Source organism: Sulfitobacter sp. GN1-4 (genome assembly GCF_055693825.1).
Map to the genome: position 1 here is coordinate 2,069,559 of NZ_JBVFUQ010000003.1, position 25,442 is coordinate 2,095,000.

The window sequence follows — 25,442 nt, forward strand, 5'->3', positions numbered from 1 at the left end:
AGACCTCTTCTGCCCGGCAACCTATCTCTTGGTTTTGAGACAGCTGAAAAGCCAAGAATGGGGCAGGGCGCATGACTGCAGACGTCGCCGTGGGGGCGCTCACAGAAGATCAGGCCAAGGATGAACTGGCGCGTTTGGCCAAATTGTTGGCCAGCGCAAACACGGCCTATCATGCAGATGACGCGCCCCAGATTGACGACGCGACCTATGATCTGCTCAAGCGCCGCAATGCAGAGATTGAAACCGCCTTTCCCGCGCTTAAACGCAGCGACAGCCCAAGTGAACAGGTGGGTGCCGCCCCTGCTGAGGGGTTTTCCAAAATCACCCACGAAGTGGCAATGCTGTCGCTGTCCAATGCCTTTGATGCCGAAGACGTCACAGAATTCGACACCCGCATCCGCAAATATCTGGGCCTGCCGGCTGACGCTGAGCTGAACTACACAGCGGAGCCCAAGATTGACGGGCTGTCATTGTCCCTACGCTATGAAGGCGGCAAACTGGTTTATGCCGCCACCCGCGGCGATGGCGCGGTGGGCGAGAATGTAACCGCCAACGCCCGCACGGTGGATGACATCCCCGAAACGCTCATCGGTGCGCCAGAGGTGCTGGAAGTGCGCGGCGAAGTCTATATGAGCCACAGCGATTTTGAGGCGCTCAACGATCGCCAAACAGCGGCAGGCGGCAAAACCTTCGCCAACCCCCGCAACGCCGCCGCTGGATCGCTGCGCCAATTGGACAGCAGCATAACCAAATCTCGGCCCTTGCGGTTCTTTGCCTACGCCTGGGGCGCGCTGTCAGATCCACTTGCGACAACGCAGCATGGCGCCATCGCGCGCTTGGGCGATCTGGGCTTTCAGACCAACCCGCTCACTGCGCTCTGCGACGGCCCAAGCGCGCTGCTGGCCCATTATGCCAAAATTGAAGAACAACGCGCCACTTTGGGCTATGATATCGACGGCGTTGTCTACAAGGTTAACGATCTTGCGCTGCAAGACCGGCTTGGCTTTCGCTCAACCACACCACGTTGGGCCGTGGCGCATAAATTCGCGGCTGAACTTGCCTGGACCTGGCTGGAAGGCATCGACATTCAGGTGGGGCGGACAGGGGCGCTGTCACCCGTGGCGCGCCTGCAACCGGTGACTGTCGGTGGGGTCGTGGTGTCCAACGCGACGCTGCACAATGAGGATTATATCGCGGGTCTCGACAGCAAGGGCGCTGAAATCCGCGGCGGCAAGGACATTCGCGTGGGCGACTGGGTGCAGGTCTACCGCGCAGGCGATGTCATCCCGAAAATCGCCGATGTTGATCTGAGCAAGCGGCCCGCAGATGCCGTCCCCTTTGTCTTCCCCGACACCTGCCCCGAATGCGGCAGCCATGCGGTGCGGGAGCCGGGCGATGCCGTGCGGCGGTGCTCAGGCGGGTTGATCTGCCCCGCACAGGCGGTGGAAAAGCTAAAACACTTCGTGTCCCGCGCGGCCTTTGACATCGAAGGGCTGGGGGCAAAACAGGTTGAACAATTCTATGCCGATGGCTGGATCGCGGAGCCTGCGGATATTTTCACGCTGCGCGAACGCTATGGGAGCGGCATCCAGCAGCTGAAAAACCGCGAAGGCTGGGGCGAAAAATCCGCCAACAACCTCTTCCAGGCTATTGATGAAAAACGAAAGATCGCATTTGGCCGCTTGATCTTTGCCCTTGGTATCCGCCACGTCGGAGAGGCTGCATCAAACCTCATTGCGCTGCACTACGGCAGCTGGCCCATCTTTGCAGAAGCCATGCAAGAGGCCGCGACACAAGAAGGCCCCGCCTGGGAAGACCTGATCAGCATTGATGGCGTCGGCACCGTGATGGCCACATCCCTCACCGCCGCCTTTGCAGAAGAGAAAGAACGCGCCTCCATTACCCGGCTTTTGGCGGCACTTGAGGTGCAGGACGCCAAACGCGCCGATACCTCAGGCAGCCCGGTTGCGGGCAAAACCGTGGTGTTCACAGGGACCCTGACGCAAATGACCCGCGCTGAGGCGAAGGCCCGCGCAGAACGGCTGGGGGCCAAGGTCTCAGGCTCTGTCAGTGCGAAAACGGACATTCTTGTTGCGGGGCCGGGGGCGGGGTCCAAGGCCAAAAAGGCCGCAGATCTGGGCATTGAAACGCTGGACGAAGACGGCTGGTTGCGTCTGATTGACGGGGCATGAGCCAGCGGCCCGAAGCCCTGTTCCCGCTTTTTGCCGGGCTTGACACGTTAGAGGGGGTGGGCCCCAAGACGGCCCAGCATTTTGCCCAGCTTGCCGTTACAGCGCCACGTGATCTTCTGTTTACCTTGCCCCATTCCGGCATCGACCGCAGCCGCCGCGACAGCGTTATGGACGCGCTGTTGCCAGACACGCTGACGGTTGCTGTCACGGTCGGCACGCACCGGCCCGCACGTAACCGGGGCGGGGCCTACCGTATTCATGTGGAAGATGCACAAACGAGCTTTCAACTCGTTTATTTCCATGCCCGGGGGGATTATTTGCAACGGCAACTGCCCGAAGGATCCCGCCGTGTGGTGTCAGGCCGGGTAGAGCTTTTTGATGGGGTGGCGCAGATGGTCCACCCCGACTTTTCAGTACCCGAAGAGGACGCAGGCAGCATCCCACCTTTTGAGCCGGTCTATCCGCTGACCAGCGGTGTGACGCAGAAGCTGATGTTCAAGGCCACGCGCGGCGCGCTGACCCGCGTGCCCGACTTTGACGAATGGATTGACCCCAACCAAAAGGCGCAATCTGCCTGGCCCAGCTTTGCAGATGCGCTTGCTGCGGCCCACCGGCCTACCAGCTTGAAAGACATCTCGCCCACCGCCAAAGCGCGCGAACGGCTGGCCTATGATGAGCTTTTTGCCCATCAGATCACGCTCGCACTGGCCCGCCAGCAAGAGCGCCGCAAGAAGGGGCGCAGCAGCAAGGGGGATGGCCGTTTGCAAGGCCGCGTGTTGGCCTCGCTGCCCTATAAGCCCACCGGCGCGCAGACCCGCGCCGTTGCAGAAATCACGGCAGATATGGCCAGCGATCAACGGATGAACCGCCTGTTGCAGGGGGACGTGGGGGCGGGCAAAACGCTCGTGGCGCTGATGGCGCTGCTGCGCGCGGTTGAGGCTGGCGGGCAGGGCGTTTTGATGGCACCCACGGAAATTCTGGCCCGCCAACACCTTCAGGGTCTGAGGCCACTGGCCGATGAAGCAGGCGTGGTGCTGGAGATCCTGACAGGCCGTGACAAGGGCAGTGAACGTAAGGCAAAACTGGCCGCTTTGGCCGCGGGCAACATCCATATTCTGGTGGGCACCCACGCGGTGTTCCAAGCCGATGTTGCCTTTGCTGATCTGCGCCTGGCGGTGGTGGATGAACAACACCGCTTTGGGGTCAGGCAACGGTTGGAGCTGGGTCAAAAAGGGGACCGCGCAGATGTCTTGGTGATGACGGCCACGCCGATCCCACGCTCGCTCGCCTTGGCGCAATACGGCGATATGGACGTGTCGATCCTGGATGAAAAGCCCCCGGGCGGCAGCCTATCAAAACGGCGCTCATCCGGGCGGACCGCTTGGATCAGGTCATTGACCGGCTGCGTGCGGCGATTGCAGAGGGGCGGCAGTGTTACTGGGTCTGCCCGCTGGTGGAGGAAAGCGAGGTCAGTGATCTGATCGCGGCTGAGGACCGCTTTAAACGTTTGCGGGCTGCTTTGGGCGAAGGGGTGGTGGGGCTGGTCCATGGCCAGATGCCGCCCAGCGAAAAAGATGCCGCGATGCGCGCGTTTCAATCCGGTGAGACCCAAGTGTTGGTGGCCACCACCGTGATTGAGGTTGGCGTCGATGTGCCCAATGCCACGATCATGGTGATTGAACGGGCCGAAACATTTGGTCTGGCGCAGTTGCACCAATTGCGCGGGAGGGTCGGACGGGGCTCTGGCGCCTCCACCTGTTTGCTGATGTATCAGCATCCCTTAAGTGAGACAGGCAAACAGCGCCTAGAGGTTCTGCGCGAAACGGAAGACGGTTTTGTCATTGCTGAAACGGATCTGAAGATGCGCGGCACCGGCGATCTTATTGGCACGGCGCAATCTGGTGTGCCTCGGTTCCGCGTTGCCGATCTGGAGCGGCAGGCGGGGCTGATGGCCACCGCACAAACGGATGCCCGTGCGCTGTTGGCGGATGATCCGGGCCTGCAAGGGCCGAGGGCCAGGCGGCACGCATGCTATTGTGGCTGATGCGGCAGGATGAGGCAATTCGTTTGATTTCAGTGGGTTAGATCCGGCATGAACATTTTGTTCACGTTTGTTCTCAAAAAGTTCTTTACATGGGCGGCTCAAAATGAGAACAAAGCGGCAACAAGAACGGAGGCACCTATGACAACGCTCAAAACACTCAAAGCCATCGCAGTACGGTCCCAGGACACGCTGTTGCAAGATGCGCTGGGGGCAGCAGCCCTGATCGTGATGTTGGTCGTTGGTCTTTATCTGCCTGCGTTTATGTGATTTCTGCCTGCGATCTTATGCCGTCTGGTTCGTTGCATCCGTCCCAAATGATGCTGCCGACTGACACTGCCTGTCCTTGATCGGTGCCGGGTTCCCACCCAAGGACCAGACGGGTCCCACATAAGAGACGCTTTCCTTGCGCCGCCATCCACTTGGATGTGCGGCGTTTTTTTTGCTGTGGGTGTGTTTTGGGGAGAGGGGGAAGGGGCTCTGCCCCGACGACCAAAGGTCGTCTCCCCGGAGGTGTAGTTGGAAAGATGAAGCCCCCTGGCGCGCGGGTGCCTGGGGGGCCTGGTGTTATACTTGCCTCACGTTTTGGCGGTTTTATGCTCGAACGCGAGAGGTTGTCTTGGGTGCCTCAAGTTCGATGCGAAAAGCTGTGGATGGCAGGTGATGGCTTGGGCGTGTCGGAGTGTTGGGTGAGAGGCGCGGACCGGTTGCGGGCGTGCGGCTGGCAGTTGCTTTACCCGTGGCGCGCTGGTCGGCGCAGTTTCCTGCGCTAGACTTCGCGCAGGTGCACGGTGTCTTTTTGGGTGCCGGCAGCTTCCATCGCCTCCACAATCGCCTCAAGGCTCAGCATGATGGAGGCATGGCGGTTCTTGTAATCGACCGCGGGTTTCAGGACTTCGAAGCCGTCAAAAGGGGCATCCGGCACCGGGCCGCCGCCCTTGAGCATGGCAAAAAGCTGATTTCGGGCCGTTGTGATGTCGTCCAATGTCGCACCCACAGCCGCAGCGCCGGCAACGGCTGCTGCCGCCTGGCCCAAGGCGCAGGCTTTGACGTCTTGGCCCAAATCCATCAGACGTCCGTTTGCCACAACCACATCCGCCGTCACCGCAGAGCCGCACAGCGGGGAGCGGCGTTTGGCGGTGGCATCTGGGGTCTCCAGCCGGCCTTGATGCGGGATATCTGACGCCAGCGCCAGGATGCGCGAGGAATAGAGCTTGATCAGATCGGTTTCAGCGGACATCACTGTTTCCTTTGCAAGATATTGCTTACATAACCTTCCCAAGGCGAGATGCAAACTTTTCAAACGGAGCAGCGGGATGGCTTTTGACCCTTCTCAATTGACCTACAATGACGCCGGGCTGATCCCAGCGATTGCGCAAGATGCGACCAGCAAAGAGGTGCTTATGCTGGCCTGGATGAATGCAGAGAGCATCGCACGAACGCTGCAGACGGGTAAAGTGACCTATTGGAGCCGTTCACGCCAGAGTTTTTGGGTAAAGGGAGAGACAAGCGGCCATCTGCAGCGGCTTGTGGAGTTCCGGTTTGATTGTGATCAGGATTGTCTGTTGATCCTGGTGGACCAAACAGGTCCGGCCTGTCACACGGGCCGCAGGCATTGTTTTTACCGGGCTGTGGATGGCGGCGAGGTGGTGGAACTTTTGCCTGCACCTACTTAAGGTGATACCTGAGGTTTTTGCCTCAAATATTTAATAGGATTGCAAGATCCTTCGGCGTCATGCCTTGGTCGCGGTAAAGCGCGATGGCCTGAGCGTCTTGCCGTTTGGCCAGCCGTTGGCCCCTGTCATCTCGGATCAGTCTGTGGTGGTGATAGACCGGCGTGGGCAGGCCCAGCAGACGTTGCAGGACCACATGGATCTTGGTGGCTTCAAACAGGTCCGCGCCGCGCACCACTTGGGTGATGCCTTGGGCGGCGTCATCCAGCACCACCGACAGATGATAAGAGGTGCCCATGTCGCGGCGTGCCAGTACCACATCGCCGATTTCTTTGATCACCTCCTGGGCAGTAAAACGGATCGTCTCTGATTGCCCTTCAGGTCCGGCACCGGTTTCGGTGAATTCAAAAAGGCCGTCTTGGGACGTGCGGGCCACGGCCTCCGCGATCTTGAGGCGCAGGGCGGTGTCTGGGGGCGGCGTCCCTCCAAGGGTTGCTTTGTCCTGGCCGTAACAGGTGCCGGGATAGACCACACCGTCCGGTCCGATGAGCGCGCCGCCGCCTTCTTGGGGGGCGCTGGCCGCCTCAGCGATGTCGCGCCGCGAACAGCTGCAGGCAAAAAGAACGCCGCTGTCCCAAAGCTGCGCCAGTGCCGCGGCGTACTGAGGCAAACGATCTGACTGGCGCATGACGGGTTTGGGCCAATCCAACCCCAACCAGGCCAGATCGTCGTAGATTTGCGCCTCCCACTTGTCTCGGGCGCGGCTTTGGTCGATGTCTTCGATCCGCAACACGAAGGTGCCGCCCTGCGCTTGTGCCAGATCATAGGCCGTCAGCGCCGAAAAGGCGTGGCCAAGGTGCAGTGGGCCTGTGGGGGACGGGGCGAAACGGGTGCGGAATGTCACGCTTTTTCAAGGATATAGACGTTCGACATCATCCCAAGGCCTGGCAAATGATCGCCGCGTTCGCGAAAGATCAGCCGTGCGGCACCGCCATCCACCCATTCATTGACGCGCGCCTCATGCACCGGGTCTTCGAGCGTGTGATCGTTAAACGAAAACACCAGCCGCCCGCCCGACGGGAGGGCCTCCATTAAGGTATCCAGCACTGAGATGGGCGCGGCGCCGGATCCGATGACGCCGATGGCAGCGATGGCAGGATAGCCCCCCGTCTACCCCTGTGTCGCCTGAGACTTGCCGGGTGTTCCGGTAGACCCCTTTGTCAGCGGCCTGAGCCAGCATTTCCGCTGAAAGATCCACGCCGTCGATGGTGCTAAACCCGGCCAGTTTCAGGGCCAGACCGGAAAGCCCCGTGCCACAGCCGAAATCCAGCACCGGGGCGGCCATGTCTTCGGTCACGCTGGCCAGCGCATTGGCGCAACGTCCCGGTGTCACATAGCCGTTTTTGGCCACCTCAGCTTCATAGCTTGCTGCCCAGGCATCGTAGATGTCACGCGTCTCGTCCTCGCCGCGTGCGGCATAGACTTTGTCTAGAAAAGTATCGCTCATGCCCGCAGCCTAGGCAGGCACGCAATCTCTGTCCAGCCAGTGTTGCCAATCAGCTTTCGCGCGATCGGTATAGGCTTTGTAGCGGTCCTTGCGGCCCCGCCGCCCGCCTTTGAGACCCTCAACAGGAGGGAACAGACCGAAGTTCACGTTCATCGGCTGAAACGTTTTGGCCTCAGCGCCGCCGGTGATGTGGGTGATCAACGCGCCCATTGCGGTGGTGTTGGGCGGTGCCTCTACCGGCTGTCCCAGAATTTCAGCCGTTGCCATCCGCCCAGCAAGCAGCCCCATGGCGGCACTTTCTACATAGCCTTCCACGCCCGTGATTTGTCCGGCAAAGCGAATGTTGCGGCGGGATTTCAGGCGCATCTGATCATCCAGCAGGGTGGGCGAATTGATAAAGGAGTTCCTGTGAATGCCACCAAGCCGGGCAAAAGAAGCGTTCTCAAGCCCTGGGATCATTTTGAAAACCTGGGTTTGCGCGCCGTATTTCATTTTGGTCTGAAAGCCGACCATGTTGTAGAGCGTGCCAAGCTTGTTGTCCCGGCGCAGCTGCACCACGGCATAGGGTTTGACATCGGGCGCATGCGGATTGGTCAGACCCACAGGTTTCATCGGTCCAAAGCGCAGCGTCTCACGGCCACGTTCAGCCATCACCTCAATCGGAAGGCAGCCGTCAAAATAACCTGCGGTCTCGCCTTCCTTGAACTCTGTCTTGTCTGCGGCCAGCAACGCGTCGATGAAGGCCTCATATTGGTCTTTGGTCATCGGACAGTTGAGATAGGCGGTGCGCTCTTCCTCAGTCTCACCTTTGTCATAGCGCGACTGCATCCAGGCGGCATCCATATCGATGCTGTCAAAATAAAGGATCGGGGCAATGGCATCAAAAAACGCCAGCGCGTCGGCCCCGGTTTCAGCGGCAATCGCATCCGCCAGTGCGCCTGAGGTCAGGGGGCCTGTGGCGATGATCCAGTGACCCTCGGTTGGCAGGCTTGTGATCTCTCCATACTCAACGGTGACATTGGGGTGCGCCAACAGGGCCTCCGTGACGGATTGGGCAAAAGGATCCCGGTCAACCGCCAGTGCGCCCCCTGCAGGCAGGCGGTGTTTATCTGCCGTCTGCATGATCAACCCGTTGGCCGCGCGCATTTCCCAATGCAACAGCCCAACCGCGTTCTGTTCAGAATCGTCTGAGCGGAAGGAGTTGGAGCAGACCATTTCTCCCAAAAGCCCGGTTTGATGCGCAAACGTGCCCACATCGGGCCGCATTTCGTGCAGCACAACGGAGATGCCCGCGTTGGCCGCTTGCCACGCGGCCTCGGATCCGGCCATGCCGCCGCCAATGATATGAAGTGTCTCTGTCATGCTGCCCGATGTAGGGCAGGCGGCCCAACTGCGCAACACAGACTGTGTGTACAAGGGCGGCGGTAAATGCGCCTGTCAGAAGTGGTGGGGACTGTGGGGGTCGATTTGGGGTCGCCGCTGCGGGAATGGTCGATCAGTGAGAGGCTGATCTGGAGGGACCTTCCGCCGGCGGCGACCCAAATACGCACTCATGTGCGCCGTGTCACAAACATGCCCCAATTGTGCCCGAATTGATAGCTTTTCTTATTCAACAGACCGTTGCCGATATGGAAACGGCTATTGCGTCCACTCTGGCGGGCGTTTTTCCAGAAAAGCGTCGATGCCTTCACGGGTGTCATCGCGCAGCATATTCTGCACCATCACATCCCCGGTATAGGCATAGGCATCGGCCACGGGCATCTGGATCTGATTGTAGAAGGCTTCCTTGCCAATCTTCACCGCAGAGCCAAGCTTTGACGCCAAAAGATCTGCCAGCGATGCTGTTTCGGCCTCCAATTGCTCATGCGGCACCACGCGGTTGACCAATCCCAGCTCTTTTGCGCGGGTGGCTGGAATGAATTCGCCGGTTGTGAGCATTTCAAAGGCTTGTTTGCGCGGGATGTTCCGGCTGAGTGCGACCATCGGGGTGGAGCAAAAGAGGCCGATGTTGACGCCATTGACGCCAAACTTGGTGCCTTCGGCGGCCACGGCCATGTCACAGGTGGCCACCAATTGGCACCCCGCGGCGGTCGCGATGCCGTGGACCTGGGCAATCACTGGCTGCGGCATGGATTGCACCCGTGCCATGACCCGCGCACAGCGGTCGAACAAATCCTTAAAGGCCGCCGCGCCGCCATCCTCTGCCTGCCGCATCGCGGTCATCTGCCGCAGATCGTGGCCTGCACAAAACGCCTTGCCCGTTCCCGATAGGGTGATCACCCGCGTGTCGGGGTCTTCTGCCAAGCCATCAAGGGTTTCTTGCAGGGCCGCCAACATCTCATCCGACAGCGCATTCAACCGCTCCGGCGCGTTCATCGTCAGATGCGTTACTGCCGCACGTTGCGTCACTTCCAAAATTGCCATCTTGCCTCTCCCCATCGGTCAGGGCCAACTCTAGGCCAAGCGCTGCGGGGAGGACAAGCGATGACACCGATTATGACCGCCGAGGAGTTGAACGTCTTCATGCAGAAGGTGTTTCAACAGGTTGCGGATGATTTCAACGTCGATGACGTGCGCCCCGGTGAGGTTACGATGCGCTTGCTGACCTCAGAAAAACACTTGCGGCCTGGCGGGACTATTTCAGGGCCCAGCATGTTCGGGCTTGCTGATGTTGCAGCCTATGTCGTGACGCTGGCGCATATCGGGCCCAAGGCCTTAGCGGTCACGACGAACTGCGCGATTGATTTCATGCGTAAGCCCGAGGCCAACGTGCCCCTGATTGCCGAGGCGCGGTTGTTAAAGCTGGGCAAGCAGCTGTCGGTCACGGATGTGTTGCTGTTTTCGGAAGGTATGGATGCGCCGGTTGCGCGCGCCGGGCTGACCTATGCGATCCCCCCAAAAGAGATGCCGCTTTAACAAAAAAGGGCCGGGAAAACCCGGCCCAGTTAGAAGAGGTCCAGCAGGTGCTTACGGGGAAGTTAGCCCTGCCAGAACACGCGACGGGATTCTGGTATACGCATCCGTCGACGTCAGTCCCACATCGCTTAGCTGCCAAGGCTCCAGCTGGGAGAGGGCAAGCCTAGTGCGGCGGCGTGTGGCCCATTTCGTCACCAGGACCGCAAATTTGACCGCCACCTGCGCCGCGACAGGCGTGCCAGGGTGAGAAAGAATGCTCAATGCATCGGTCGGGATCGATCTTTGGTGTGCCATGGGAAATCTCCTATCAAATTGTATTGACACAAAGTAGCTAACTGCTACAATTATGGGATACATTGACTGATACAATAGAGCCAGAGAAACATTGTAATGGATACAATTTGGTCGCCTGATGCCGTCAGCGGTGCAAAGCCAAAGTACAAAGCGGTTGTTACAATGATCCGAGATCAGATCGCGCTTGGCGGGCTGAAAGTGGGGCAAAAGCTGCCCCCGGTGCGCGACCTGGCCTGGCAGCTCAAGATCACCCCCGGCACCGTTGCGCGGGCCTATACCGTGTTGACCGACAGCGGGGTGCTGCAGGCTGAGGTGGGGCGGGGGACCTTTGTCGCTGATCCAACAGCGATAACCGAAGACAACACGCCGCCGCCGCTGAACCTCATTGAAATCGACGCGGTCCGGCACAATCACGCGGCAGCAGAGCCAACCGTGAACCTTTTTTCCCCGCATTTGCCCAACGGCGGGCAGTCAGAGCTTATTCGCACCCTTTTGGCGCAGATCGCGCAGGACCCGCCGTCAGGCATCATGCACTACCCCTCACGGCGCACCGCCAAAGCCGCGCGCGAGGCGATGGTCCATTGGCTGCAAGGTGCCCCCATTGGCCCCATAGATGAACAGGAAATCGTGCTGTCCCTTGGCGGACAGAACGGCATTCTGCTGGTCTTTCAAACAATCCTGCGCGGGCGCCGCCCGACGGTATTCCTAGAGGAACTGGCCTATCCCGGTTTCAGGCGCGCTGCCGAATTGGTGCGCGCCGAAGTGGTCTCCATTCCCTGCGACAGCCACGGCATCATCCCCGAGGCTTTGGCCGAGGCGGCGGAGCGCCATCCCGAAGGCCAGATCCTGTGTACCTCTCCCGAAGTGCACAGCCCGACCTGCGGCTTTACCCCGATGGAGCGGCGCCGGGCGTTGGTTCAGGTGGCCCGCAAGGCGGATTTGCAGATTTTGGAAGACGATTGCTATCGCATGGGCCGTGCCGAGGGCGAGGGGTATCGGCTTTTGGCTCCAGAGCGCGGCTGGTATGTCAGCTCTTTGTCCAAATCCATCACGCCAGCGCTGCGGATCGGCTGTGCGGTCGGGCCACGCGGTATGTCAGCCGCTTTGCACCGTGCGGCCGAGCATGGCTTTTTCGGCCTGGCGACCCCGATGATTGATCTGACCGCCGCGTTGCTGTCGCATCCCGACTTGCCCGCGATCATGGACAGATCGCGTCTTGGGGTTGAGAAATACGTCAAGACGGCGGTGAACACGTTGGGCAGTCATAAATTGAAGTGGCGCAAAGATGTCCCGTTTCTGTGGTTGCACCTGCCCAAAGGCTGGCGGGCCTCTGCGTTCTGCCAGGCGGCAGAGAAACGCGGCGTTCAGGTCCGCGCAGCAGAAGAGTTCGCCGGGCGCGACAGCGCCAGCCCCCATGCGGTGCGCATTGCCGTGAACGGCGGTGTGTCATTGGAGCGGTTTGAAAGCGCAATGGAAGAGCTGCGCGACCTTTTGGAGAATCCGGCAGAGCAAATCAGCGTCTAAGTCTGGGGTATTATTATACCTATTTTATAAAGCATTGTTTTTGCTTATATAAAGCGGCAATGGTGCGCTTGACGCGTGCGGGGCAACCTTTATAACCCGCCCATCAATGATGTGTGCCGCCCGCGCGGGTGGCCCCGATCACTCTGAAACAGGAAAACCCGATGAAAACCTTTACTGCGACACCAGCAGACATCGACAAGAAGTGGATCATCATCGACGCCGAAGGCGTGGTGCTGGGCCGTCTTGCCTCGATCGTTGCGATGCGCCTGCGCGGCAAGCACAAGCCGTCCTTCACGCCCCATATGGATTGCGGCGACAATGTCATCGTCATCAACGCTGAAAAAGTGCAGATGACCGGCAAGAAGCGTGATGAACACTTTTACTGGCACACAGGCCACCCCGGTGGGATCAAATCCCGCACCAAGGCACAGATCCTGGAAGGCGCGCACCCAGAGCGTGTTGTGACCCAAGCGGTCAAGCGCATGCTGCCTGGCAACCGCCTGTCCCGCCAGATCATGACCAACCTGCGCGTTTACGCCGGTGGTGAGCATCCTCATGAGGCGCAAGCGCCTGAAGTTCTGGACGTCAAAGCCATGAACAAGAAAAACACGCGGAGCGCATAAAGATGTCCGACGAAATCAAAACACTCGAAGACCTGGCTGAGGTCGTGACCGAGGACATGACAGCAGCCCCTCAGGTGCCTGTCGTTGAAGAAATCGCACGTGAGCCACAGCGCGATGAACTGGGCCGCTCCTATGCCACAGGCAAGCGGAAGGATGCGGTTGCCCGCGTCTGGATCAAGCCTGGTTCCGGCAAGGTGACTGTGAACGGCAAAGAGCAGAACGCATATTTTGCCCGTCCCGTGCTGCAGATGATCCTGGCGCAGCCTTTCGGCATCACCAACACCGAAGGTCAGTTTGACGTCTATGCCACCGTCAAGGGCGGCGGTCTGTCTGGTCAGGCGGGCGCGGTTAAGCACGGCATCTCCAAAGCGCTGCAGCTTTATGATCCCTCTCTGCGCGCGGCGCTGAAAGCGGCAGGCTTCCTGACCCGCGACAGCCGTGTCGTTGAGCGTAAGAAATACGGTAAGGCCAAAGCGCGTAAGAGCTTCCAGTTCTCCAAGCGTTAAGCTGTTTTACACGATTTTTGGAAAGGGCCGTGCCGCAGGGTGCGGCCCTTTTGCTGTGGTGGTGGGGCAATGGTGGGTTTTCCTTTTGCAGCTCAAATAATGCTGTTGTGTCGCCTTTGAAAACACGGTCCAGTTGAAAAGCAGTTTGGGAGCTCGATATAGCACCGGCTGAAATACCACGCTTAAAATAGGGCGGAGATCTATGGCTGTTGTTTACGTTCTCACAAATCCCGCTTTCGACAGCTATGTAAAAGTCGGAAAGACAACAAACCTGGAGCATAGGCTTAAGCAGCTCGACAATACGAGCGTGCCCCTGCCCTTTAGGTGCGTATATGCGGTTGAGGTTGAGGATGATGCACAGGTGGAAAGGCTTGTGCATCAAGCCTTCGCGGATCACCGGACCCGAACAACAAGAGAGTTTTTTGAGATCGACCCAATGAGGGTCATTGCGGCACTGAAACTCACGAATGGCCGCGATGTAACCCCAAAGGGGGATACTGCAGAAGACGCAGAGGGCGTGAAGGCGCTTGACCGAGCGACCCGAAAACCTCGCAAGACCTATAAGTTTTCCGATGCGGGCCTAAAGGTTGGGGACAGGATTCACTATGCGAATGATGATGGGATCACAGCGCACATCGTAAGCGAAAAAAGATTCTCTTCGAGGAAGAGGAGATGAGCCTAAGCAAGTCTGCTCTTAGACTATTGCACAGGGACGGGTATACTTGGCAAACGGTGAACGGTTGGCAGTTCTGGATGTTTAATAATGAGACGATTGCGGAGCGTTTAGAGCGCATACTTGCGGAAGCTGCGGAAGATGAACTAGGCGAGGATTAGTGCAGTAGCGGCAGTTCGATCGCTTGCCTTAAAAGGCAAAGGCGCAACGCTCTAGCACCTTTAAGTATTCTAATCGTCCGGCTGCACCAGCCCCAAGCCGCGCAGATAGATGCCGATGCCGGTTTCCAGCAGGTCTTCGGGTGGGAAAGGCGAGGCACGTCCCGGGGAGTTGCGGGCGAAAAGCTCTACCACGCCGTGGCTCATCGCCCAGATATGGGCGCTGAACATGGAGGCGGGGGGCGTTTGTCCTCAGGAATATGCTGGCTGAGATCTGTTGCCGCCTTTTCCAGCACGCCATTGGCTCGGCCCGCCACCCGCGCCAGTTCCGGTGTTCTGTTCACCGACACGCCGCTTTCGAACATTGCGATGTAGTGGCCGGGATATTTGCGGGCAAAGGCCAGATAGGCGCGGCCCGTGGCCTCAAAAGCCTTCAGCGCCGAGGGTTGGCCCGATTGATAGGCGTATTCCATCAGATCGGCAAAAATCTCATACCCCTGTTGCGCGGCCTCAGCGATCAGCGCCTCACGCCCATCAAAGTGTCGGTAGACAGCGGCGGGGGTGACGCCCGCCTGTTTTGCTGCCTCAGACAGGGTAAAGCCTGTGGGGCCACGCGCCTCGATCAATTCAAGCGCAGCGGCGGTCAGGGCCTGGCGAAGGTTGCCGTGGTGGTAACCCTTTTTAGGCATCCCAAATGTCCGGGCCGCCGCAGACATCCGTGTCCAATGTACCGATGGCTTTGACGTCTTTGCGGTCATACTCAAAGGCGTGCAGCACCGTGCGGATGGCATTCAGCCGTGCGCGGCGCTTGTCGTCAGAGCGTACAACGGCCCAGGGCGCGTGGGCGGTATGGCTTTGGGTTAGGGTTTCTTGAATTGCGGTTGAATAGGCGTCCCAACGGGACAGGCCTTTGACGTCGATGCTGCTGAGCTTCCATTGCTTGAGCGGATCACTTTCGCGCGCCAACATGCGGCGCAGTTGTTCTGCTCGCCCGACGTTGAGCCAGAATTTGAACAGGTGAATGCCCTCATCCACCAGCATCTCCTCAAAGGGGCTGACTTGGGAAAAGAAATGGGCGCGCTGTGTATCGGTACAAAATCCAAACACCTTCTCAACCACGCCGCGATTGTACCAAGAGCGGTCAAAAAACACCATTTCGCCCGCCGCTGGCAGATGCGAGATGTAGCGTTGAAAATACCACTGCGTGCGCTCCGTTTCAGTGGGTTTGGACAGCGCTACCACCCGTGCCGCACGCGGGTTCAGGTTGGCGCGAAACCGGCTGATGGTGCCGCCTTTGCCCGCCGCATCGCGCCCTTCAAAGACGCAGGCGATGCGGGTGCCGTTCTCACGCGCCCAGGCTTGCAGTTTGACCAGTTCGATCTGCAGGCGGTCCATTTCCTTGTCATAGACCTTGCGGGCCATGCGATCGGAATGCGGATAGCTTGGTGTCAGGATGTCACCCTTGTCCGCCCGTTTGATCGCATTGCGGATCTCATCGGGGGCGTCGTTTTCAAAATAGGCGCTGATGGCACCATCAAAGGGCAGTTCCATGCGGTCTCCTGGTCTTGGCTACGTCCCTCTATATGGGATGTTAATCCGATTAACGCAAACCCGCACGTGTCGCTGCACGGTCAATCGCCGCAACGACATCCTCGGCGGCGACATGTTGCGGCATGTGGCCAACCCCCGGTAAAACAACCAGATTGCCGTTTGGCACATCCCCCATCAGCACCTCAGCATGAATGCTGAGAGGTACGATGGTATCGGCATCGCCGTGGATCGCCTCAATCGGCATGCCAAGCGTTCCGTAGCGTTTTTGCATCTCAACCACATGCGGGCGCAGGGCGTTCACCTGCTGGGCATTTGCACGGGTGCTGGCGCGGCGCAGGGTCAGGCCTGCGCCGATATGATCGGCATAGCCTGCTGGCGCGTCTTGCGGCGCAAAGATGCTCTCAATGCTTTGGGACACGTAGGATTGCGGCACGAAGGCCGTAACCAAGGGCACCGCCAAAGCGCCGCCCAAGGCTGAGCCGAAGGTGCCGTAGGTCCAGCCCAATTTGCCCGGCCAGGGTTCAGCCACCGCCGATACGAGGACCAGGGCTGCGGTATCTTCCGGGCGGCTTAGACCCCAGGCCAGGGCAACAATGCCGCCAAAGGAATGGCCCAGAACGATGGGATTTGTCACACCGATTTGATCGGCTGCTTTTTGCAGCAGTGCGGCCTGATCCAGCGGGGTTTCTTCTTTGCTGTTCCACGCCCCGCCATGGCCCTCCGGGCGCCCCGTCCAGCCCAGGCCCGGACGGTCCATCAAGATCACGCGGTAGCGGTCTGTCAGACGATCGGTAAAGCCCAGCGTAAAGTCATTAAGGTTGCCACTGGCCCCGTGCAGCAAAATCAGGTCAGGCCCGTTGCCCATGACGCGGTAGTGCACGGGCACCCCGTCCACCTCAACAAAGGCGCCGGTGGGCGGGTTCTCAGCCTCGGCTGCGGCTTCTTGCGCGCTGGCGCGCCACTGCACAACGGCCACCAGAGCCAACAAAAAAACGGCAACATAGATCATCGTGCGGCGCATCTCATCCCTTGCCAATCAGATCTAGGTCGAAGGGGGTGGATTGGTATATCTCGTTGATCCAATTGCCATAAAGCAGATGCGCATGGCTGCGCCACCGATTGGAAGGCGGCTGTGATGGATCATCATCCGGGTAGTAGTTGCACGGCACGTTGATGGGCGTGCCCGCCGCGATATCGCGGTCATACTCTTGCTTGAGCGTGTCACTGTCGTACTCAAAGTGGTTGAATACATAAAGCGCCCGGTGCGCGGGGTCTTGCACCAGACAGGGGCCCACTTCGTCACTGCCCAAGAGCGTGGTCAGCCCCGCATGGGCATCCACCTCGTCCTGGCGAATCTCCGTCCAGCGCGACACCGGCATCACGCATTCGTCCGAAAATCCGCGCAAAAACGGCGAGGCTGGTGCCAGGTTGCGGTGCTTGAAACAGCCAAAGGCCTTATGATCGAGGATGTGTTTCTTAACACCATGAAAGTGGTTGATCATCGCCATGCCACCCCAACAGACACCAAAAGTGGACTGCACATTGCTTTGGGTCCAATCCATCACCTGGGTCAGCTCTTGCCAGTAGTCGACATCCTCAAAGGCCAGATGTTCAATCGGCGCACCGGTGATGATCAGCCCGTCGAACTTTTCCTCCCAGACCTCACTCACAGGTCTGTAAAAGCTTTCCATGTGGGCCGCTGCCGTGTTGCGGGTGAGGTGATCGGTCATCCGCAGCAACGTCAGCTCAATCTGCAATGGGGTCGCACCGATTAGCCGCGCAAACTGGTTCTCGGTCTGGATTTTCTTGGGCATCAGGTTCAGCAGGGCGATGCGCAGCGGGCGGATATCCTGACGGCCAGCCGTGTCTTCGTCCATGACCATCACACCTTCTTGCGTCAGCACGTCAAAGGCGGGAAGTGTGGCAGGCAATTTAATCGGCATGGGTCGGATTTCCGTGTTTTTGGAACGGTTAGATAATGCGCCTGTGCGGCGCTGCCAAGTCAGGCAGTGTCACAAGCGGGAGAGGGGCGTCAGCCCGGCATTCGCCCTGCAATGAGTGCGACGAAATCATCCTGGCTTTTTAGCGCGCTGATCTCATCGGCGGTGATCGTCACGCCCCACTGCGCCATCGCTTCGTACCGGGGCTGCCTGTGGGCCAGCGCTTGGGCATAGGTCCAGCGGACAAAGGCGTCCGGGTCAACCGCATCCTCAGCGATGTCATTTTCCTGCAGGTAGTCCTGCCAGACCTTCAGCAGGAAAGCAGGTTGATAGGCCATGGGTTTGGGTGCGCGGTCAAAGCGGCGGATCAGCTCTTGGGTATGGGCCGCGTCCCCTTTGATCCAGACCAGTAGGCATTCCTCAGACAGCTCTTTCAGCAGGGCATCCTCTGGGTCATTGGCGTCCACCCATTCGCAGATGGAGCCACCGGTATCGCAGATGAAATGATCATAGCCGTAAAGCTGGTGCGCGCGTTGCGCAAAATGCGCCGTATCTCGCAGGGCACTGATTTCGCCCTGTCGAAACGCCTCTTGCCGGTTTTGGTATTCAGCGATCGGCAAGCCGCCCTTGGCCGCATCTCCGGGCTTGCCCAGCCAGGACGCCACGGGGGAGAGGTTTTCAAAGGTGATGTTTGACGCGATGTAGATGCTGTCGCTCATCAACAGCTCGCGCAGGAACGGCACCTTCATCGCCTCGGCCTTGGCATTGTCGACAATGGCCTCGCCCAGATAGCGGGTGCCGATGCGGTAATCGATGGAATAGTGAAACCAATCGCCTGAGGCGCGCAACAGGCTGCTAAGGTGGGTTTTGCCCAGCCCAGACATGCCAAAGATCAGCACCTTGCGGCGGGGCGCATCACGCCAGTCTTGCGCAGTTGGGTAGAGCATCGGGCCTGTCCAATTGGTTGGTCTTGGCTCTACCTAGCGGATCGTTTCAGCCATTGCCAGACACGCCCGTCCAGCACCAAAAGACCAAGCGCCAGCAGGGCAAATCCGCCATAGGCCGCAGGCCGCAGGGTTTCGCCCAACAAGATCGCGCCCAGAACAATCGCGAATGGCGGGATCAGCAGCGTGACCAGCATCAGGTTGCCACTGCCCGCCATCGCCAGCACCCGGTAATAAAGCAGATAGGCCAAGGCTGTCGCACCAAAGGCGTAATAGCCAATCGCCTCCAGCGTGCGCATCTCAAGGTTCAGCGTCAGCGGCCCTTCGATCAGCCAGGCGGCGGGCAGCATGATCAGGCTTGCCCCCGTCACCATGCCCGCCGCGGCAAGCTGCGGGGGGTGTCCTGACAACATCTTGCGGGCCCAAACGCTGGCCAAGGCATAAGAAACCGTGCCGCCCAGCACCGCAATCTGCGCCAGGGACCGCAAATCAAAATCGCGCAGGTTCTCCAGCCCGATCGCCGTGGCAACGCCCAGAAACCCCAGCAACACGCCCACCCCTTTGCGCAAGGTGATGCGCTCATCAGCGAAAAAGAGGGCCGCGACAACCACACCAAAGATGGCCGTTGCCGCATTTAGGATTGAGGTCAGCCCGCTTTCGATATGCAACTGCCCCCAGGCCATCAGGCCAAAGGGGATGACATTGTTCAAAAGCCCCATGCCCAGAAAGGCCGCCCAGGCCTTGGGGCTGCGCGGCAGCGGCAAGCGCATCACAAGCACCACCGCCCAAAGCGCCAGCGCGGCCCAGCCTACCCGGTGCGCCACCGACGTCAGCGGCCCCACCTCATCCAATGCAATGCGGATGGAGACAAAGGACGCCCCCCAAAGCATTGCCAGCAGTAACATTTCCGCCCAGGCACGGGTGGAGATCGTTTTTTGTGTCATACCGCCTTTTAGTCCGGGGGGGCCGGGGTCACGACCCGTTTCTTGCGCTTTGACGCGTCTCTGACCAGATGTTGAGATAATTGCCTGCAAAGATGATCGCGGCCCCCACAAAGACCCAAGGATCAAGCGCTTCGGCGTAGGCCAGCGCGCCCACAAGGGCGATGATGGGCAAACGCGCGAAATCAATGGGGGCCACCACCGCGGCAGGGGCCAGCGACAGGGCTTTGGCAATGCAGGTATGCGCCAGCAATCCGCAGGCCGCGATCAGCAATAGCCAAGGCAGGCCCGCCCCGGTGGGCAGCGCGATATCGCCGTCATAGCCTGCGGTGATCAGCCCAAAGATCAGCTGGAGCGCTGTCAGATAGAACATGATCCCGGTTAGGCTTTGGGTGGCGGTCAGCCGCTTGGTAAAGACATAGGTGAGCGCAAAGAAAATCGCACAGCTGCCCGCCGCCAGAATGCCGACGTTAAGTTCGGTCATCTGGCCCGGTCGTGCCACGATCAGGATGCCGACAAACCCCATCAAAGCCGCCGCTGCGCGCACCGCTGTCAGCCGTTCGCCCAGCAAGAAGACGGATAGGATCAGCACCCAAATAGGCGTGGTGAATTCCAACGCGAAAACCTGCGCCAATGGGATCACGGTCACCGCATAAAACCACAGGTTTTGCCCGGTAAAGTGAAACAGGTTGCGCATCACATGGGTGCCAAGCGCGTCGCGGTTGACCTCGTGCAGCGTGCCAACGCTTGCCGCGATGATCACGACAATGATCAGACCAAAGGCGGACCGCCACATCATGATCTCAAAGGTATCGAATGCCCCGGCAAGCTCACGACCGGCAATCGCCATCATGGTAAAGCTGAAGATAGCCCCCAGCATGAAAAGCGCCGCGCGAAAGGTCGGGCTCATGCGAGGCCTCTAGCGGGTCTCGGCCCGGCAGGGCGCGTCTGCGTTATTCCCATTCGATGGTGCCCGGCGGTTTGGAGGTGATGTCATAGGTCACCCGGTTGATGCCTGGCACTTCGTTGATGATCCGAGTGGCCGTTTCGCCCAGGAATTCGTGGCTGAAAGGATAATAATCCGCCGTCATACCATCCACAGAGGTGACCGCGCGCAGGGCGCAGGCGAAATCATAGGTCCGGCCGTCCCCCATCACGCCCACCGTGCGCACCGGCAAAATCGCGCAAAAGGCCTGCCAGATCTCGTCATAAAGCCCGTGCTTGCGGATCTGATCGATATAGACGGCATCTGCTTCGCGCAGAATATCCAGCTTCTCGCGGGTGATTTCACCGGGGCACCGGATGGCAAGGCCCGGACCGGGGAAAGGGTGGCGCCCAATAAAGCTGGGCGGCAAACCCAGCTCACGGCCCAAAGCACGCACCTCATCCTTAAAGAGCTCGCGCAGCGGTTCCACCAATGTCAGGCCCATTTTTTCAGGCAGGCCGCCCACATTGTGGTGGCTTTTGATGGTGACCGACGGCCCACCAGAAAAGCTGACGGATTCGATCACATCCGGGTAAAGCGTGCCCTGCGCCAAAAACTCTGCCCCGTCGATCTGGTCGGCGTATTTCTGGAAGACATCAATAAAGAGTTTGCCGATGATCTTGCGCTTGGTCTCTGGGTCGGACTGGCCCTCCAATTCACCCAAGAACAGCTCTGTTTCATCAGCATGAATGACAGACAGGTTCATGTGATCGCGGAACATGCCCACAACCTCAGCCGCCTCATTCTTGCGCAGCAACCCGTGATCCACAAAGACACACGTCAATTGATCCCCGATGGCCTCATGAATGAGGGCTGCGGCAACGGAGGAATCAACGCCCCCCGACAGGGCACAGATCACGTTCTTGTCGCCCACCTGGGCGCGGATGTTGGCCACCGCCTCTTCGCGGTAGGCGCTCATCGTCCAATCGCCCTTGAACCCGGCAAGGCGCACAAAGTTCTCGTAAAGCTTGGCCCCATTGGGTGTATGATGCACCTCGGGGTGGAACTGCACTGCAAAGAAGTTCCGCGCGGTGTCGGCTGTGATGGCATAAGGCGCATTGGGCGAGGTGCCATAGACCTCAAAACCCGGTGCAATCTTGCTGACGTGATCGCCGTGGCTCATCCAGACCTGTTCGCGGTCGGTGGCAAACCACCCTTCAAGCAACGCCAATGCAGCATCGCCCGGCGTGACATAGGCCCGGCCAAACTCGGCTGTGCCGTGGCCGCGTTCAACTTTGCCGCCCAGCATCTCCATCATGACCTGTTGGCCGTAACAAATGCCCAGGATCGGCACGCCCAGATCAAACACCTCAGCCGGAGGGCGCGGGCTGCCCTCATCAATCACGGAGGCCGGACCGCCTGAGAAAATCACAGCGCGGGGGGCGAAGGTCTTCAAAAAGCGGCATCCACGTTGTTGAACGGGTGGATTTCGCAAAAGACGTTCAATTCGCGTAGTCTGCGAGCAATCAGCTGAGTGACTTGGCTGCCGAAATCAATGATCAGCAGGCGGTCGTGGTCGGTGGGATCAGTGGCTTGGGTCATGCGCTGTGATTATGCCCGCGCCGGGATGGTGGCAAGCGCCGATTGGCAGGGCTGAGGCCTCTACAGCGGAGGAAGCGGCGTTGAGGCCGCAAATTTTTCCATATGAGCGACACAAGCCGTCAGCGGATGTCGCTTTTCACCCCTAAAGGACGGTTACTGTGAGCAGGGTGCCCTGGCTTTGCGTTAGGTGAGTGATCACAATCCAAGATGGGGGCGAAAATGGCAGAACGGGCACGACGGTCACGAGGCGGCGGCGGTGCGGCACGGCGCGCAGAGCGCAGCGCGGTGTCTTTTGAGACAGCCAAATATATTGAACGCAACATCCCAAACTTTGAGGTGCTGACCGAAGAGGCGCTCCAGATCATCGAGGCCAATGCGGAAACGGTGCTGGAAGAGGTTGGCGTCAATTTTCTGGATAACCCCAAAGCGCTGGAACGTTGGCGCGAGGCCGGGGCCGATATTGACGGCGAACGCGTCCGCATTCCCAAAGGTCTGGCCCGCAAACTTTGCGCCACCGCGCCAAGCCAGTTTACCCAGCACGCCCGCAACCCCAAACGCTCAGTTGTAGTGGGGGGCAAAAACCTGGTGCTGGCACCCGTCTATGGCCCGCCATTCGTGCGCGATGCCCAGGGGGGCGGCGCTATGCCACGATGGATGACTTCAACAAATTCGTGAAGCTGGGCTATATGTCCAAGTGGCTGCACCATTCCGGCGGCACGGTCTGTGAACCTACCGACCTGCCGGTCAACAAGCGCCACCTTGATATGCTTTATGCCCACATGACCCTGAGCGATAAGCCGTTCATGGGATCCGTGACTGAGCCCAGCCGGGCACAAGATTCAGTGGACATGTGCGCCATCCTGTTTGGCGAGGAGTTTGTCCAGCAAAACACGGTGATGACCTCGCTGATCAACATCAACTCACCCATGACGTTTGATGATGTGATGATGGGCGCGCTTGAGGTTTATGCCACCAACAACCAGGCGGCCATCATCTCGCCCTTTATTGTGGGCGGTGCCATGGCGCCGGTCTCAGTTGCGGGCACCTTGACGCAAGTCTTGGCTGAGACACTGGCGGGCATCGCCTATTCCCAGCTTATTCGTCCGGGCGCACCGGTGATCATGGGGGCGTTTGTGACCTCCATCGACATGAACTCTGGCGCGCCGACCTTCGGCACCCCAGAAGCGGCGCATATCACCTACGGCGTAGGACAATTGGCGCGGCGTCTTGGCCTGCCTTACCGGTCTGCGGGATCTTTCTGCGGCTCCAAGCTGCCGGATGCGCAAGCTGCCTATGAAACCGCCAACAGCCTGAATGTGGGGCTGTTGTCCGGCGTGAACTTTATGCTGCATTCCTGCGGTTGGCTGGAAGGCGGGTTGGTCAGTTCATTTGAGAAATTCGTGATGGATGCCGATCAGCTAGGCACGCTCCACCATCTGGCCCAAGGGGTGCAGATTGATGAGAACGCGCAAGCCATGGATGCCATCCGTGAAGTAGGGCCCGGCGGGCATTACCTGGGCTGCGCCCATACGCAGGCGAACTTTAAATCCGCCTTCTGGAAATCCGACCTGCTAGATTACAAGCCGTTTGAGACCTGGGAAGACGAAGGTGCCCGCGACACCCAAGCCTTGGCCACGCAGCGGGTTGAAAAGATGCTGGCCGACTACCAGCAACCCGCGCTTGATCCGGCCATCCGCGAAGGTCTGGATGCCTTTGTGGCACAAAAGAAGCTGGCCGAACCCGACAGCTTTATGTGATCTGACATCGCTCAGACTGTGGCCCGCGTGGCCCTTAACACGCGGGCCTCAGCCACCAGCGCAATCAGCACATCAAGGTGCTGGACTAGGCTGTAGCTTGCGTCTGACTGGGCGCGTTGTTCCTCAAAGACGGCTTCAATCTCCATCAGCTTCATCACCGCCGCGGCTGTCCTAGGCAACGTGCCGTATCCCAAAAGGCGCGGCAGATGCCGGTCGCGCCGGTAATCCTCGGCACCAATTCTGGCGGCGCGCATCATCAAGCGGGGGCGCTGCAAGGCGCTGAGCATTGTCAAAATATCCTGCATGTCTGGTCTCCTGGGGTTGTGTAAACCTGTGGCGACACCTGTCGCTGGATACATCTTTGCACAACCTAAAAGGGTGTTGCGTAAGCGGCAGAACCGCCGCGCGCGCGGTTTATTACTGTTTATGAATTAGAAACAATGCTTAAGCAGAAGGTTAATTTTAACGATCTAGTAACAAATGCATCTTTAGGTTGTGTGGATATGTCTGTGGATAACAGGCTGAAATTGGGGGATAACGATGGGGATAACTCTTAACTTGGCCAATGCGGCCACTTCAGAAGCTGTGCCAGCCTGGGTGCCGCCGGGGGCAAAACACTATCTTGCGCATACCGAAGAGGGGCATTCCATTCGCGCCCTGGCCCGGAATGCGGGATGTCATGCGTCAACCATCCTGCGGCAGATCCGCAAGGTGGAAACCCGCCGTGATGATCCATTGGTGGATGCCGCTTTGCGCAAACTGGTGGCGCGGACACCGGCCATCCCGGCCAAACCTGCCAGCAAAACGGCACCAGACGCATCAGCGGCCCTGCCGGATGACAGCACCCTTTTGCGCGAAGCCTTGCGGGTGCTGCGCCGTTTGTCAGAAACCGGTGCGGTGCTTGCGGTGGCAGAGGGGCTGGCGCGCGCTGTTGTCGTTCGTGATGTGCAGGGCGGTGGAACCGCACGCACCTGTGTTGTTGAGGCCAACGTGGCTGAGGCGATGGCCCTGATGGAATGGATCATCGCCCAAAACAGGGGGCGGATCACCAGATACAAAATCACGGGCGCAGGCCGCCAAGCGCTTGAGCATCTGGCAGAGACCTATGACGGCCCGGCAGAGCTAAGCCGCACGTCCAATGGCACAGGGTCTGAGACGCAAAAGCGCGTGCGCTATGCGGCCGCGGAAAGCCCGCTTGCGGTGCTGGCACGGTTGCGGGGCAAGAATGGCGAGCCGTTCTTGGAAGAGGCGCTTGTCCAAGCGGGGGAGCGGTTGCGTGAGGATTTTGAGCTGGCACAGCTGGAAGGCACTTTGCCGCAGCATTGGAAGCAATACCTCAAAGGTGCCGACACGCCGCTGCCCTCCAACCTGCCGCAGCCGATCCCCAAGACCGCCAAGCAACGGGTGGAGGCCGCCTTGCGCGCCTTGGGCTATGATCTGTCAGACGTGGTTTTGCATTGCTGCTGTTATCTTGAAGGGTTGGAAAGCACCGAAAAGCGGCTGGGGTGGTCGGCGCGGTCGGGCAAAGTTGTGCTGCGCATCGCGCTCAAACACCTCAAGCAATACTACGACAATGATCTGGGACCAGGGGGGCGATGATCGGTTAAGCTGGGCTGCATGGCTGCCTTGCAGCGTCTGAGGGTTTTGCTGGTGCCAGAATGTGTTACATAAGCAC

Annotated in this window: 23 protein-coding genes and 4 pseudogenes; 11 read left to right on the top strand and 16 right to left on the bottom strand. The window is 59.4% G+C overall.

Annotation, left to right across the window (positions count from 1 at the left end; all coding sequences use genetic code 11):
* Positions 1 to 71: 71 nt before the first annotated feature.
* From ligA to ACZ1HM_RS10770, 3 genes and pseudogenes are all read left to right on the top strand, one after another.
* Positions 72 to 2,192, top strand: coding sequence for an NAD-dependent DNA ligase LigA (gene ligA / locus ACZ1HM_RS10760; RefSeq protein WP_472742770.1), 2,121 nt, complete (start codon positions 72 to 74; stop codon positions 2,190 to 2,192).
* A pseudogene (recG, locus tag ACZ1HM_RS10765) lies at positions 2,189 to 4,277 on the top strand (ATP-dependent DNA helicase RecG). Before ligA ends, recG begins: the two are co-directional and overlap by 4 nt.
* Before the next feature lie 97 nt (positions 4,278 to 4,374).
* Positions 4,375 to 4,503 carry a hypothetical protein gene (locus ACZ1HM_RS10770; RefSeq protein WP_472742771.1) on the top strand — a complete coding sequence of 43 codons (129 nt, stop codon included), beginning with the start codon at positions 4,375 to 4,377 and terminating at the stop codon, positions 4,501 to 4,503.
* A gap of 499 nt (positions 4,504 to 5,002) precedes the next feature.
* On the opposite strand, the gene ACZ1HM_RS10775 is transcribed toward ACZ1HM_RS10770, so the two are convergent.
* On the bottom strand, positions 5,003 to 5,473 hold the full coding sequence (locus ACZ1HM_RS10775) for an iron-sulfur cluster assembly scaffold protein (RefSeq protein ID WP_472742772.1): 471 nt from the start codon (positions 5,471 to 5,473) through the stop codon (positions 5,003 to 5,005).
* 76 nt (positions 5,474 to 5,549) lie between these two features.
* Here ACZ1HM_RS10775 and hisI point away from each other — a divergent pair, with 76 nt between their 5' ends.
* Positions 5,550 to 5,909 (top strand): phosphoribosyl-AMP cyclohydrolase, encoded by a 360-nt coding sequence (gene hisI / locus ACZ1HM_RS10780; RefSeq protein ID WP_472742773.1) that lies wholly within the window; start codon positions 5,550 to 5,552, stop codon positions 5,907 to 5,909.
* 22 nt (positions 5,910 to 5,931) lie between these two features.
* Here hisI and gluQRS read toward each other — a convergent pair whose 3' ends face one another.
* The 5 genes from gluQRS to ACZ1HM_RS10805 form a co-directional block, all read right to left on the bottom strand.
* Positions 5,932 to 6,810: a tRNA glutamyl-Q(34) synthetase GluQRS gene (gluQRS, locus tag ACZ1HM_RS10785; RefSeq protein WP_472742774.1), complete on the bottom strand. Its 879-nt coding sequence runs from the start codon at positions 6,808 to 6,810 to the stop codon at positions 5,932 to 5,934.
* Positions 6,807 to 6,998: a hypothetical protein gene (locus tag ACZ1HM_RS10790; protein WP_472742775.1), complete on the bottom strand. Its 192-nt coding sequence runs from the start codon at positions 6,996 to 6,998 to the stop codon at positions 6,807 to 6,809. The genes gluQRS and ACZ1HM_RS10790 overlap by 4 nt, the downstream gene beginning before the upstream one ends.
* Entirely contained in the window at positions 6,955 to 7,413 is a 459-nt protein-coding gene (locus ACZ1HM_RS10795) for a class I SAM-dependent DNA methyltransferase (protein WP_472742776.1), read from the bottom strand. The genes ACZ1HM_RS10790 and ACZ1HM_RS10795 overlap by 44 nt, the downstream gene beginning before the upstream one ends.
* 9 nt (positions 7,414 to 7,422) lie before the next feature.
* Positions 7,423 to 8,775, bottom strand: coding sequence for a methylenetetrahydrofolate--tRNA-(uracil(54)-C(5))-methyltransferase (FADH(2)-oxidizing) TrmFO (gene trmFO, locus ACZ1HM_RS10800; RefSeq protein ID WP_472742777.1), 1,353 nt, complete (start codon positions 8,773 to 8,775; stop codon positions 7,423 to 7,425).
* 276 nt (positions 8,776 to 9,051) lie between these two features.
* A complete protein-coding gene (locus ACZ1HM_RS10805) occupies positions 9,052 to 9,837 on the bottom strand; it encodes an enoyl-CoA hydratase (RefSeq protein WP_472742778.1) in 786 nt (261 codons plus the stop codon).
* Positions 9,838 to 9,897: 60 nt separating this feature from the next.
* Here ACZ1HM_RS10805 and ACZ1HM_RS10810 point away from each other — a divergent pair, with 60 nt between their 5' ends.
* Complete coding sequence (locus ACZ1HM_RS10810; RefSeq protein WP_472742779.1) at positions 9,898 to 10,329, top strand: PaaI family thioesterase; 432 nt, start codon at positions 9,898 to 9,900, stop codon at positions 10,327 to 10,329.
* A 51-nt stretch (positions 10,330 to 10,380) separates the two neighbouring features.
* On the opposite strand, the gene ACZ1HM_RS10815 is transcribed toward ACZ1HM_RS10810, so the two are convergent.
* Complete coding sequence (locus ACZ1HM_RS10815; protein WP_472742780.1) at positions 10,381 to 10,686, bottom strand: DUF1127 domain-containing protein; 306 nt, start codon at positions 10,684 to 10,686, stop codon at positions 10,381 to 10,383.
* 33 nt (positions 10,687 to 10,719) lie between these two features.
* Here ACZ1HM_RS10815 and ACZ1HM_RS10820 point away from each other — a divergent pair, with 33 nt between their 5' ends.
* The 4 genes from ACZ1HM_RS10820 (at position 10,720) to ACZ1HM_RS10835 (ending at position 13,952) form a co-directional block, all read left to right on the top strand.
* Complete coding sequence (locus ACZ1HM_RS10820; protein WP_472742781.1) at positions 10,720 to 12,147, top strand: aminotransferase-like domain-containing protein; 1,428 nt, start codon at positions 10,720 to 10,722, stop codon at positions 12,145 to 12,147.
* Between the two features lie 161 nt (positions 12,148 to 12,308).
* Positions 12,309 to 12,770, top strand: coding sequence for a 50S ribosomal protein L13 (gene rplM, locus ACZ1HM_RS10825; protein ID WP_472742782.1), 462 nt, complete (start codon positions 12,309 to 12,311; stop codon positions 12,768 to 12,770).
* Between the two features lie 2 nt (positions 12,771 to 12,772).
* Positions 12,773 to 13,276: a 30S ribosomal protein S9 gene (rpsI, locus tag ACZ1HM_RS10830; RefSeq protein WP_472742783.1), complete on the top strand. Its 504-nt coding sequence runs from the start codon at positions 12,773 to 12,775 to the stop codon at positions 13,274 to 13,276.
* A gap of 202 nt (positions 13,277 to 13,478) precedes the next feature.
* Entirely contained in the window at positions 13,479 to 13,952 is a 474-nt protein-coding gene (locus ACZ1HM_RS10835) for a GIY-YIG nuclease family protein (protein ID WP_472742784.1), read from the top strand.
* Between the two features lie 227 nt (positions 13,953 to 14,179).
* On the opposite strand, the pseudogene ACZ1HM_RS10840 reads toward ACZ1HM_RS10835, so the two are convergent.
* From ACZ1HM_RS10840 to guaA, 8 genes and pseudogenes are all read right to left on the bottom strand, one after another.
* A pseudogene (locus ACZ1HM_RS10840) lies at positions 14,180 to 14,796 on the bottom strand (TetR/AcrR family transcriptional regulator).
* Positions 14,789 to 15,658, bottom strand: a complete 870-nt coding sequence (ppk2, locus tag ACZ1HM_RS10845; RefSeq protein ID WP_472742785.1) for a polyphosphate kinase 2 — start codon at positions 15,656 to 15,658, stop codon at positions 14,789 to 14,791. Before ppk2 ends, ACZ1HM_RS10840 begins: the two are co-directional and overlap by 8 nt.
* Before the next feature lie 49 nt (positions 15,659 to 15,707).
* On the bottom strand, positions 15,708 to 16,679 hold the full coding sequence (locus tag ACZ1HM_RS10850) for an alpha/beta fold hydrolase (protein WP_472742786.1): 972 nt from the start codon (positions 16,677 to 16,679) through the stop codon (positions 15,708 to 15,710).
* Position 16,680: 1 nt separating this feature from the next.
* On the bottom strand, positions 16,681 to 17,601 hold the full coding sequence (gene metA / locus ACZ1HM_RS10855; protein WP_472742787.1) for a homoserine O-acetyltransferase MetA: 921 nt from the start codon (positions 17,599 to 17,601) through the stop codon (positions 16,681 to 16,683).
* Positions 17,602 to 17,690: 89 nt separating this feature from the next.
* Positions 17,691 to 18,545 (bottom strand): ATPase, encoded by an 855-nt coding sequence (locus ACZ1HM_RS10860; protein ID WP_472742788.1) that lies wholly within the window; start codon positions 18,543 to 18,545, stop codon positions 17,691 to 17,693.
* 29 nt (positions 18,546 to 18,574) lie between these two features.
* Positions 18,575 to 19,486, bottom strand: coding sequence for a DMT family transporter (locus tag ACZ1HM_RS10865; protein WP_472742789.1), 912 nt, complete (start codon positions 19,484 to 19,486; stop codon positions 18,575 to 18,577).
* Between the two features lie 28 nt (positions 19,487 to 19,514).
* Positions 19,515 to 20,393 carry a DMT family transporter gene (locus ACZ1HM_RS10870; RefSeq protein WP_472742790.1) on the bottom strand — a complete coding sequence of 293 codons (879 nt, stop codon included), beginning with the start codon at positions 20,391 to 20,393 and terminating at the stop codon, positions 19,515 to 19,517.
* 43 nt (positions 20,394 to 20,436) lie between these two features.
* Positions 20,437 to 22,010: pseudogene (guaA, locus tag ACZ1HM_RS10875) on the bottom strand (glutamine-hydrolyzing GMP synthase).
* Between the two features lie 219 nt (positions 22,011 to 22,229).
* On the opposite strand from guaA, the pseudogene ACZ1HM_RS10880 reads away from it, so the two are divergent.
* A pseudogene (locus tag ACZ1HM_RS10880) lies at positions 22,230 to 23,767 on the top strand (trimethylamine methyltransferase family protein).
* A gap of 11 nt (positions 23,768 to 23,778) precedes the next feature.
* On the opposite strand, the gene ACZ1HM_RS10885 reads toward ACZ1HM_RS10880, so the two are convergent.
* Complete coding sequence (locus ACZ1HM_RS10885; protein WP_472742791.1) at positions 23,779 to 24,072, bottom strand: DUF6477 family protein; 294 nt, start codon at positions 24,070 to 24,072, stop codon at positions 23,779 to 23,781.
* A 235-nt stretch (positions 24,073 to 24,307) separates the two neighbouring features.
* On the opposite strand from ACZ1HM_RS10885, the gene ACZ1HM_RS10890 reads away from it, so the two are divergent.
* Complete coding sequence (locus ACZ1HM_RS10890; protein ID WP_472742792.1) at positions 24,308 to 25,366, top strand: DUF6456 domain-containing protein; 1,059 nt, start codon at positions 24,308 to 24,310, stop codon at positions 25,364 to 25,366.
* Positions 25,367 to 25,442: the final 76 nt, after the last annotated feature.

Excerpts from the sequence above, each read along its gene's own strand:
- ligA (WP_472742770.1), top strand. The coding sequence starts at position 72 with ATGACTGCAGACGTCGCCGTGGGGGCGCTCACAGAAGATCAGGCCAAG.
- ACZ1HM_RS10770 (WP_472742771.1), top strand. The coding sequence starts at position 4,375 with ATGACAACGCTCAAAACACTCAAAGCCATCGCAGTACGGTCCCAGGAC.
- ACZ1HM_RS10775 (WP_472742772.1), bottom strand. The coding sequence starts at position 5,473 with ATGTCCGCTGAAACCGATCTGATCAAGCTCTATTCCTCGCGCATCCTG.
- hisI (WP_472742773.1), top strand. The coding sequence starts at position 5,550 with ATGGCTTTTGACCCTTCTCAATTGACCTACAATGACGCCGGGCTGATC.
- ACZ1HM_RS10790 (WP_472742775.1), bottom strand. The coding sequence starts at position 6,998 with ATGGAGGCCCTCCCGTCGGGCGGGCGGCTGGTGTTTTCGTTTAACGAT.
- ACZ1HM_RS10795 (WP_472742776.1), bottom strand. The coding sequence starts at position 7,413 with ATGAGCGATACTTTTCTAGACAAAGTCTATGCCGCACGCGGCGAGGAC.
- trmFO (WP_472742777.1), bottom strand. The coding sequence starts at position 8,775 with ATGACAGAGACACTTCATATCATTGGCGGCGGCATGGCCGGATCCGAG.
- ACZ1HM_RS10805 (WP_472742778.1), bottom strand. The coding sequence starts at position 9,837 with ATGGCAATTTTGGAAGTGACGCAACGTGCGGCAGTAACGCATCTGACG.
- ACZ1HM_RS10810 (WP_472742779.1), top strand. The coding sequence starts at position 9,898 with ATGACACCGATTATGACCGCCGAGGAGTTGAACGTCTTCATGCAGAAG.
- ACZ1HM_RS10815 (WP_472742780.1), bottom strand. The coding sequence starts at position 10,686 with ATGTATCCCATAATTGTAGCAGTTAGCTACTTTGTGTCAATACAATTT.
- ACZ1HM_RS10820 (WP_472742781.1), top strand. The coding sequence starts at position 10,720 with ATGGATACAATTTGGTCGCCTGATGCCGTCAGCGGTGCAAAGCCAAAG.
- rplM (WP_472742782.1), top strand. The coding sequence starts at position 12,309 with ATGAAAACCTTTACTGCGACACCAGCAGACATCGACAAGAAGTGGATC.
- rpsI (WP_472742783.1), top strand. The coding sequence starts at position 12,773 with ATGTCCGACGAAATCAAAACACTCGAAGACCTGGCTGAGGTCGTGACC.
- ACZ1HM_RS10835 (WP_472742784.1), top strand. The coding sequence starts at position 13,479 with ATGGCTGTTGTTTACGTTCTCACAAATCCCGCTTTCGACAGCTATGTA.
- ppk2 (WP_472742785.1), bottom strand. The coding sequence starts at position 15,658 with ATGGAACTGCCCTTTGATGGTGCCATCAGCGCCTATTTTGAAAACGAC.
- ACZ1HM_RS10850 (WP_472742786.1), bottom strand. The coding sequence starts at position 16,679 with ATGCGCCGCACGATGATCTATGTTGCCGTTTTTTTGTTGGCTCTGGTG.
- metA (WP_472742787.1), bottom strand. The coding sequence starts at position 17,601 with ATGCCGATTAAATTGCCTGCCACACTTCCCGCCTTTGACGTGCTGACG.
- ACZ1HM_RS10860 (WP_472742788.1), bottom strand. The coding sequence starts at position 18,545 with ATGCTCTACCCAACTGCGCAAGACTGGCGTGATGCGCCCCGCCGCAAG.
- ACZ1HM_RS10865 (WP_472742789.1), bottom strand. The coding sequence starts at position 19,486 with ATGACACAAAAAACGATCTCCACCCGTGCCTGGGCGGAAATGTTACTG.
- ACZ1HM_RS10870 (WP_472742790.1), bottom strand. The coding sequence starts at position 20,393 with ATGAGCCCGACCTTTCGCGCGGCGCTTTTCATGCTGGGGGCTATCTTC.
- ACZ1HM_RS10885 (WP_472742791.1), bottom strand. The coding sequence starts at position 24,072 with ATGCAGGATATTTTGACAATGCTCAGCGCCTTGCAGCGCCCCCGCTTG.
- ACZ1HM_RS10890 (WP_472742792.1), top strand. The coding sequence starts at position 24,308 with ATGGGGATAACTCTTAACTTGGCCAATGCGGCCACTTCAGAAGCTGTG.